The 3,547-nt window shown below is 40.9% G+C and carries 4 protein-coding genes; all 4 read left to right on the top strand.

Annotation, left to right across the window (positions count from 1 at the left end; all coding sequences use genetic code 11):
• On the top strand, positions 1–355 hold a 355-nt coding region (locus ACH2DQ_RS20285), incomplete at its 5' end, for a nitrilase-related carbon-nitrogen hydrolase (RefSeq protein WP_395028061.1).
• 366 nt (positions 356–721) lie between these two features.
• Positions 722–2,104, top strand: a complete 1,383-nt coding sequence (locus ACH2DQ_RS20280; protein WP_394913716.1) for an ABC transporter substrate-binding protein — start codon at positions 722–724, stop codon at positions 2,102–2,104.
• Between the two features lie 134 nt (positions 2,105–2,238).
• On the top strand, positions 2,239–3,120 hold the full coding sequence (locus ACH2DQ_RS20275) for a carbohydrate ABC transporter permease (protein ID WP_394913717.1): 882 nt from the start codon (positions 2,239–2,241) through the stop codon (positions 3,118–3,120).
• Positions 3,113–3,547, top strand: a 435-nt coding sequence (locus ACH2DQ_RS20270; protein WP_395028058.1) for a carbohydrate ABC transporter permease, incomplete at its 3' end; no start/stop codon positions are given. The genes ACH2DQ_RS20275 and ACH2DQ_RS20270, both read left to right, overlap by 8 nt.

Here is a 3,547-nt window from a genome sequence, read left to right as displayed (position 1 = left end):
GAGATTCTGTGAATTGTTTCGGATAATGGCGCTTCTGGGGGCACAGATCCTGATAATCCCTGCTAATTTTACGGTTAATACCGGTAAGGATCATTGGGAAGTGCTTTTAAGAGCCAGGGCAATTGAAAATGGATGTTATGTAATTGCGCCGGGGCAGATTGGAATAAAGCCCAGTTATCAGGCGTATGGGAAAACGATGATCATTGATCCCTGGGGAAATGTAGTTGCTATGGCTTCAGACAAAACTGGGGTAATAACGGCGGAGATTGATCTGGAGTACCTCCGGTCTGTGCGTAGCCAGGTATATACGCTGGAGAACAGAAGGAGTGATGTCTATCAGCTTTCAGAGCGATAAAAATTGTTTCAATAAATCTATAACAGGGAAGAATACAGATAGCTCATTGGGGCATATCTGTATTTTTTTGCTTTTAATATTAGAAGTATAACTTTATTTATGCTAATTTATAAATATAGTGTAAATGTTTATATAAAATTTATAAATCTAATTAGAGAGGGAAATGAAATTTAACTGTGAATAATATATAAATTAGGAGATTCAATATAGTGCAAATAAACTAAAATGTATAAATGATAGCAAATAATCTAAAAATGTTATTGACTTTTGAGAAGAATAGTACTACTATTCTATTAAAGAATTTATAAATAAATATAAAATCTTTAATAGAACATTAGAGACATTTATTTGAAGGAGGATTTTAAAATGAAAAAACGTTTAGCAGCAACATTATTAGCAGTAACTTTAACGGCATCTATGATCGCTGGCTGTGGCAGTTCTGACAAATCAGCAGAAACTACCGCAGATAAGGGTACGGAATCAAGCCAGACAGCAACTGACGCAAAAGAAACAGACGGGAAAGCAGAAGACGGAAATGCAGATGAAGGAAAAGCAGAAGATGCAGGATCCGGCGAAGAGGCGGAGCTTACGGTTTGGGCATGGGACAAGGCATTTAACGGCAAGGCACTGGAGGAAGCAGACAAGCTTTATGACGGGGCAAAAATTAATTTTGTAGAAATGTCAAAGGCTGACTGTCTCCAGAAGATACATACCGTTTTGGCATCCGGTGTAACGGATGATCTTCCGGATATTGTAATCATCAGTGACCTTGCAGCTCAGGGATATCTCATGTCTTACCCGGATGCATTTCTGCCTATGGATGATGTAATCAATTATGATGATTTTGCCAGTTATAAAAAAGCGGCCGTTTCCTATGATGGTGTGGGATATGGAGTTCCGTTTGACACTGGTGTAGCCGGACTCTTTTACCGCACGGATTATATAGAAGAAGCAGGGTATACACAGGAAGATATGCAGGACCTGACCTGGGATGAATATCTGGCTATGGGCGAAAAGTTAAAAGAAAAAGGTCATATGCTGCAGACATATAATCCAAACGACATCGCAGAATTTCAGATCATGATGCAGTCTGCAGGGAAGTGGTTTACCGATGCGGATGGAAATGCTGATTTTACAGACAATGCCGCATTAAAAGAAAGCTTTGAGATATTCAAGACATTGAATGAATCCGATTACTGTAAGGTAGTCAGTGACTGGACTGAATTTGCAGGAGCAATTAACGGCGGAGATGTAGCATGTGTACTCCGTGGTTCCTGGATTTCATCTACCATCATGGCAGCGGAAGACCAGAGTGGTAAATGGGCAGTAGCACCGGTTCCAAAATTAAGTGCAGAAGGTGCAACTAATAAATCCAACCAGGGCGGTTCCAGCTGGTATGTACTGAAAAATGCTAAAAATGCAGAAAAAGCAGCAGATTTCCTGGCTAAGACATTTGCAGGAAGTACGGAATTATATAATACATTGTTAAAATCCAGCAACATCATGGGAACTTATCTTCCGGCTGAAAGTGTAGAAGCTTATTCAGAACCATCTGAATTCTACGGCGGACAAAAACTAAATGCAGATCTGGCATCCTGGTTAAAAGACATCCCGGCTGTTGATACAGGAGCCTTCTCAGCAGAAGCGCAGGCGGCACTCTTAGCTGTTACGCCGGAATATCTGGCTGGAGGCAATCTGGATGACTGCCTGAAAAATGCAGCAGAGCAGTTTAATCAGTCGATACAGTAAGTTCTGACGAATTACAAGGAGAAAAAAGTTTGGAACAAAAAGCGTTTCAAACTTACTATTGAAACAAATATCGTTTCAAACCTACTATTGGTGCAGTACCGCAGACTTGTCTGCGGTATGCAGGAGGTATAAGAATGGAAACTAAAGGAAAGAAAAAATACCGCCTGACAGGGTGGTCCATGGTAGCGATAGCGGCCGCTCTGGTTTTGATTTTCAGCTATGTGCCGATGATCCAGGCGTTTATCCTTTCCCTGAAAACGGGTAAGGGGGCTTCACTGCATTTCGCTGGATTGGCAAATTATATCAGAATGTTTAAAGACGCTACTTTTTGGACGACAATGGGAAATACGCTGCTCTATGCAGTAGTGCAGCTTCCTGTTATGCTGCTGGCAGCGCTGGTAATCGCCGTACTGCTCAATGACCCGAAGATGAAAATGAGAGGCTTTTACAGGACCTGTATTTTTCTTCCATGTGTAACATCTCTGGTATCCTATTCGATTTTATTTAAGAATTTATTTGCAGTAGACGGAATTGTCAACCAGGTGTTGTTAAAACTGAACATTGTAGACAAAGCAATCCCTTTTGTCCTGGATGCCGGATGGGCAAAAGCGGTAATTATCATAGCACTGATCTGGAGATATACCGGATATTATATGATCTTTTACTTATCAGCCCTTCAAAATATAGACAAATCCGTATACGAAGCGGCAAAAATGGATGGGTGTAACTTCTTCCAGTCCTTTTTCAAAATTACAGTGCCGCTGCTGAAACCGATTGTATTTCTGACCAGCATTATGGCATTAAATACAACCCTGCAGCTATTCGATGAGGTAGTAAACCTGACCGGAGGCGGACCGGGCAATGCAACCAGAACGATTTCTCAGTACATTTACGACCTTTCGTTTAATTATGTTCCAAGTTATGGATATTCAGCGGCAATCTCTTATGTAGTGCTTGTGTTAGTCATTATACTGACGATTGTGCAGAAAGGAATAACGGGTAGTAAGGATGAATAAAGTAGGCGGAATTTTCAAACATCTGTTTTTAATTATTGTGTCACTGGTTTCCATTTTCCCTTTTTACTGGATGCTGGTCAGTGCCACAAATGACTCCAAGGATATTACTATGGGAAAGCTGACCTTTGGCTCTTCTCTGATCAAAAACGTAACAAATGCGTTTGAGACAGCAGACTTGTGGGGCGCATTTTTAAATTCCACGATACTGGCGGTCATTATTGTAGTCATATCCCTGGTAATCTGTTCCCTTGCAGGATATGCATTTGTCATCTATCCAAGCAAAGGAAAAGATATTTTATTCATGGTTTTGATTGCGTCGATGATGGTTCCTTTTGCAGCAAAAATTATTCCCATGTTCCGCATGTTCTCGGAGATGAAACTGTTAAATAGTTACTGGGCGATCATTCTGCCGGCGATTGGTGCACCG

The sequence above is a fragment of the Robinsoniella sp. genome, assembly GCF_034124845.1.
The sequence above is the reverse complement of the archived record's forward strand: the minus strand, read 5'-3'. Positions and strand labels throughout refer to the sequence as shown.